Source organism: Streptomyces bobili, from assembly GCF_002154575.1.
Taxonomy (GTDB): Bacteria; Actinomycetota; Actinomycetes; order Streptomycetales; family Streptomycetaceae; genus Streptomyces; species Streptomyces bobili.
In genome coordinates, this window is sequence record NZ_MUBA01000409.1 from 1 (window position 1) to 5564 (window position 5564).

4 protein-coding genes are annotated in these 5564 nt (G+C 69.3%); 2 read left to right on the forward strand and 2 right to left on the reverse strand.

The window, feature by feature from the left end:
• Positions 1–382: 382 nt before the first annotated feature.
• Together BZL64_RS28235 and ptsP are read left to right on the forward strand one after the other, a co-directional pair.
• Complete coding sequence (locus BZL64_RS28235) at positions 383–832, forward strand: PTS sugar transporter subunit IIA (protein WP_086771998.1); 450 nt, start codon at positions 383–385, stop codon at positions 830–832.
• 82 nt (positions 833–914) lie between these two features.
• Positions 915–2585: a phosphoenolpyruvate--protein phosphotransferase gene (ptsP, locus tag BZL64_RS28240; protein WP_086771999.1), complete on the forward strand. Its 1671-nt coding sequence runs from the start codon at positions 915–917 to the stop codon at positions 2583–2585.
• A 71-nt stretch (positions 2586–2656) separates the two neighbouring features.
• Here ptsP and BZL64_RS28245 read toward each other — a convergent pair whose 3' ends face one another.
• The gene (locus tag BZL64_RS28245) at positions 2657–3562 is read right to left on the reverse strand and encodes a hypothetical protein (protein WP_086772000.1); all 906 of its coding nucleotides are present in this window, start codon (positions 3560–3562) and stop codon (positions 2657–2659) included.
• A gap of 91 nt (positions 3563–3653) precedes the next feature.
• Positions 3654–5564, reverse strand: a 1911-nt coding sequence (locus BZL64_RS28250) for an acetoacetate--CoA ligase (RefSeq protein WP_086772001.1), incomplete at its 5' end; no start/stop codon positions are given.

Sequence of the window (5564 nt, forward strand, 5' to 3'; positions counted from 1 at the left end):
TCCTTTGTACTCACCCGAGAGACTCTCTCAGGCTTTCCTCCGGGCGCTTCCCTTCGGTCTTGCGTTCCCAACTCTATCAGCGATTTTCCGTCTCCCTGACCACCGTTCCGCAGGCATGCGAAAGATGATCCAGAGATAAGATCTGACAAGTTGGGTGCTGCTCGGTTAAGCGCGCTTGCTTACGTCGCTCACCCTTAAGCAGGAGTACGACTGTACACGGGGCCGCGGAGCGCGTGCAAATCGATTAGGCTAGTGGTCTAGACCACGGATCGGGATCACTCGTGCGGAACCGGTACTTCGTATGACATACCCTGCTGCACAGTGCGCCGTCCGGGACTGGCAGTGACGGCCCATATACATCTCCACCCCTGGGAGGCTTCCCATGACCACCGTGACGTCCCCGTTGGCAGGACGCGCCATCGGACTGGCGGCAGTGCCCGATCCGGTCTTCTCCGGGGCCATGGTCGGCCCCGGCACGGCCATCGACCCGGTACGCGAGCCTTCCGAGGCCGTGGCACCCGTGGACGGAGTCATCGTCTCCCTGCACCCGCACGCCTTCGTCGTCGTCGACGCGGAGGGACACGGCGTGCTCACTCACCTCGGTATCGACACCGTGCAACTGAACGGCGAGGGCTTCGAGCTCCTCGTGAACAAGGGCGACACAGTGACGCGCGGGCAGGGCATCGTGCGGTGGAACCCGGTCGCGGTCGAAGAGGCCGGCAAGTCCCCGGTGTGCCCCATCGTGGCGCTGGAGGCGACAGCCGACGCCCTCGGTGAACTCCGTGACGACGGCGACGTGAAGACTGGCGACGCTCTCTTTTCCTGGCGCTGAGCCGATGCCGTCGTATGCGGAGCGGCACATAGGGACAACCACCGCGGCGGCGGGGCCCGCCGCACTATCGGAGACGGGTGAGATGGAGACAACGCTGCGAGGCGTCGGTGTGAGCCACGGTGTGGCGATCGGCGAGGTTCGGCACATGGGAACGGCGGTCCTCGAACCGCCCGCCAAGCAGATCCCGGCCGAGGAGGCGGAGCGTGAACAGGGGCGCGCCCGTCAGGCCGTGGATGCTGTGGCAGCCGATCTGATGGCACGCGGCAATCTGGCGGGGGGCGAGGCCCAGGCGGTGCTCGAGGCCCAGGCCATGATGGCCCAGGACCCGGAACTGATGGCGGACGTGGACCGGCGTATCGCCGTCGGCAGTACGGCCGAGCGTGCTGTGTACGACGCGTTCGCCGCGTACCGCGAGCTGCTGGCCAATGCCGGGGAGTACCTCGCCGGTCGGGTGGCTGACCTCGACGACGTGCGGAATCGTATCGTCGCCCGTCTGCTGGGCGTTCCGATGCCGGGTGTCCCGGACAGTGACGAGCCGTACGTGCTGGTCGCGCGGGATCTCGCACCGGCCGACACCGCGCTGCTGGATCCGACGCTGGTGCTCGGTTTCGTGACCGAGGAAGGCGGTCCGACCAGCCACAGCGCGATTCTGGCGCGGGCGCTGGGTGTGCCGGCTGTCGTGGCGCTGCCGGGTGCCGGTGAGCTTGCCGAGGGGACGGTCATCGCCGTCGACGGCAGTACGGGCGAGGTCTTCGTGGACCCGACCGAGGAGAAGAAGGCGCAGCTGGAGGCGGCGGCTGCGGCGCGGAAGGCGGCGCTGTCCGCCTCGACCGGGCCGGGTGCCACCGCCGACGGCCACAAGGTGCCCCTCCTGGCGAACGTCGGGGGGCCCGCCGATGTGCCGGCCGCCGTCGAGGCCGGTGCGGAGGGCGTCGGCCTGTTCCGTACCGAGTTCCTCTTCCTCGACGACAGCAAGCAGGCGCCTTCGGAGGAGAAGCAGGTCACGGCGTACCGGCAGGTGCTGGAGGCGTTCCCCGAGGGGCGTGTAGTGGTGCGGGTGCTGGATGCCGGTGCGGACAAGCCGCTGGACTTCCTGACCCCGGCGGACGAGCCGAATCCGGCGTTGGGCGTGCGGGGGCTGCGGACCCTGCTCGACCATCCCGATGTGCTGCGCACCCAGTTGTCGGCGCTGGCCAAGGCAGCCGAGGACCTGCCGGTCTACCTCGAGGTGATGGCACCGATGGTCGCGGACCGTGCCGACGCGAAGGCCTTCGCCGACGCGTGCCGTGCGGCCGGTCTGCGGGCCAAGTTCGGTGCCATGGTGGAGATCCCGTCGGCCGCTCTGCGGGCGCGCTCGATTCTGCAGGAGGTGGAGTTCCTGTCGCTGGGGACGAACGACCTCGCGCAGTACACCTTTGCTGCGGACCGCCAGGTGGGTGCGGTGTCGCGGCTCCAGGACCCGTGGCAGCCCGCGCTGCTCGACCTCGTCGCGCTGTCCGCCGAGGCGGCGAAGGCCGAGGGCAAGAGCTGTGGGGTCTGTGGTGAGGCCGCGGCCGATCCGCTGCTCGCGTGTGTGCTGACTGGTCTGGGTGTCACCTCCCTGTCGATGGGGTCGGCGTCGATTCCTTATGTGCGGGCGACGCTGGCGAAGTACACGCTCGCGCAGTGCGAGCGGGCCGCGGCGGCCGCCCGTGCGACCGACAGTGCCGAGGACGCGCGAGCTGCGGCGCAGGCGGTGCTGTCCGGCGAGTAGTCGGGCCGTGCCGGTGTCGGGCTGGTGAGGAGGGGCGCTCCGCCTTCGCGGTGGAGCGCCCCTCCTGTGCGTCAGTGGTGATGACCCTGGGTGGGCCCCCGCTGTCCGTCCTGGGTGAGGTCGGGCGGTACGCAGTAGTCGACGCCGGACTCCGGGGCGATGAGGTCGCCGGATTCGGCGTCGGTGCAGTAGGCGTCGAAGACCTCGCCCGCGGTCAGCGGTTCCAGTCCCTCGCCTCGCAGCCGCCAGCCGTAGACCCGGTCGGGGGCGTCGAAGGAACTGGTACGCATGACCAGGCCGCCGGGGCTCCGGGTGGCGACGCCGAGGGCGAGGATCGTCGTGAACTCGAGGGCCTCGGCCTCGTCCAGCGGAGTGGTGCCGTCGGCTGCCTCGTCCGCGTGGAGGACGGCGACGAGGGTTTCGGGTGTGCCGGTGACGCTGCACACGAGGTGGCTGTTGCCCGGCGGTGCGGTGTCGAGGATGCGGGCGACGAGGTCGGAGGCCCGGGTGAAGGCCGCCCTGCCGAGGTCCTCGCCGCAGGTGGCGCAGGCGCCGAGGCGGGCGAGGAGGGTGGCCGCGTACTCCCAGGTCGCCTGCCGGACGGCTTCGTCGACCAGGGCGGGTACCAGGTCGGCCAGCGGCTGGCCCTCGTACGGCAGAGTGGGGCCGGTGGTCGCGAGTTCGGCCGTGAAGCGGGTGCGGTGGGCGGGGTTGTCGGGGTCGAGGCCCTTCGCCTCGCAGAAGTCGGCGTACTCCTGCGGGTCGAAGAGGGCGACAGTGGTGTGCGTGCCCTGGAGGGCGCGTGTTTTGAGGAGGTCTTCGACCTGTCGTAGGTAGGTGGTGTGGTCGTGGAACGTGAAGGTGCGATAGCGGCGCATGGCGCGGAAGTCGTGTTCGTCGGTGAGCAGGCCGATGGTGCCGGCGATCTCACGGCGCAGGACACGTCGCATGGTCCAGTGGTCGGTGTGTGCCGCCATGGTTTCCCCCTGTGTGTGCACGGTCGATCAATGCTCACTCACAGTAACCAACGGCACTGACAATGGGGGCCGAGCTGGACTTTTGTGCTGTTCAGGATCGTTTGCGGGCTAGGTCCTCGTAGAAGTGCAGCAGGTCGAGGTTGTCGATGGAGCCGGGGTTGACCGCCTTTTCCAGGGGGGTGCCCTGGAGGAGGCGCTTGACCGGGACCTCGATGCGCTTTCCGGTGAGGGTGTGCGGGACTCCCGGAACCTCGATGACTTCGTCGGGGACGTGGCGCGGGGAGAGTTCCTCGCGAATGGTCTGCCTGATGCGGTCGAGGAGCGCCTGGTCCAGGACGGCTCCCGGTGTCAGGTGGACGAAGAGCGGCATCCAGTAGCCGCCGTCGGGCTGTTCGATGCCGATGACCAGGGATTCCTTGATCTCGGGCAGGCGTTCCACGGCTTCGTAGATGTCGGCCGACCCCATGCGAACGCCCTGCCGGTTGAGCGTGGAGTCGGATCGGCCGTGGATGACGACGGAGCCGCGTGAGGTGAGGGTGATCCAGTCGCCGTGCCGCCATGCGCCGGGGTAGGTGTCGAAGTAGCTGTCGTGATAGCGGCTGCCGTCGGGGTCGTTCCAGAAATACACCGGCATGGACGGCATGGGGTTGGTGACGACGAGTTCGCCGACTTCGTCGATGACGGGCCGGCCGCTCGGGTCCCAGGCCTGGAGGTCGGTGCCGAGGCAGGGTGCCTGGAGTTCACCGGTGTACACGGGGAGGATCGGGACGGCTCCCGCGAAGCAGGAGCAGACGTCCGTGCCGCCGCTGACGGAGGCGATCCACAGGTCCTCGCGGACTTCGTCGTGCAGCCAGCGGAAGCCGTCGGGCGGCAGGGGTGAGCCTGTGGTGGCGACGCAGCGGACCGTGGAGAGGTCGAAGTCGCGGGCTGGGTGCACGTCGGCCTTGCGGCAGGCCATGACGTAGGCCGCCGAGGTGCCGTAGAGCGTGGCTCCGGTGCGCTCGGCGATGCGCCACTGTGCGGCGGTGTCGGGGTAGCCGGGGCTGCCGTCGTAGAGGACGAGCGTCGTGCCGGTGAGGAGGCCGGAGACGAGGAAGTTCCACATCATCCAGCCGGTGGAGGTGTACCAGAAGAAACGATCCTCGGGGCCCAGGTCGCAATGCAGGCCGAGTTGCTTGAGGTGTTCGAGGAGGATGCCTCCCTGGGACTGGACGATGGCCTTGGGCAGGCCTGTCGTGCCGGAGGAGTAGAGCACCCACAGGGGGTGGTCGAAGGGGACCTGCTCGAAGGAGGGTTCCTGGTCCGCGGCGGTCAGGTCCGACCAGTCCAGTGTTCCTTCGGGTGTCTCGGTGCCCAGGAGGGGGATGTGGACGACGGCGCGCAGGGTGGGCAGTTCGCCCCGGAGTTCCGCGACGACGTCGCGGCGGTCGTGTTCCTTGCCGCCGTAGCGGTAGCCGTCGACGGTGAACAGGACGACCGGCTCGACCTGCTGGAAGCGGTCGAGGACGCTGCGGGCGCCGAAGTCGGGGGCGCAGGAGGTCCAGACGCCGCCGACGGCTGCCGTGGCGAGGAGGGCGACGACGGCCTGGGGGATGTTCGGCAGGTAGGCGCTGACCCGGTCGCCGGGGCGGACGCCGAGGCGGCGCAGTTCGGCGGCGAGGGAGCCGACCTGGCGGCGCAGTTCGGACCAGGTCACCGGGCGGGGTTCGTGCGTCTCGTCGACGTACAGGAGGGCTGGTTCGTCCGCGCGGGTGGTGCCGGCGCGCAGGGCGTGTTCGGCGTAGTTCAGGGTGGCGCCGGGGAACCACTGGGCGCCGGGCATGGCGCGGTCGCCCAGCACGCGCGCGTAGGGCGTCGAGAACCGTACGTCGAACCACTCCGTGACGGCCGTCCAGAACGTTTCCAGTTCGGAGACCGACCAGCGGTGCAGGGCCGGATAGCCGCCGTCGGACGGGGCTCCGTGGCGTTCGGCGGCCCAGGTCTGGAATCTGGTGACCTGGGC

Bases quoted from the DNA above. Each gene is read 5' to 3' on its own strand.
- BZL64_RS28245 (WP_086772000.1), bottom strand. From the start codon at position 3,562: ATGGCGGCACACACCGACCACTGGACCATGCGACGTGTCCTGCGCCGT.
- BZL64_RS28235 (WP_086771998.1), top strand. From the start codon at position 383: ATGACCACCGTGACGTCCCCGTTGGCAGGACGCGCCATCGGACTGGCG.
- ptsP (WP_086771999.1), top strand. From the start codon at position 915: ATGGAGACAACGCTGCGAGGCGTCGGTGTGAGCCACGGTGTGGCGATC.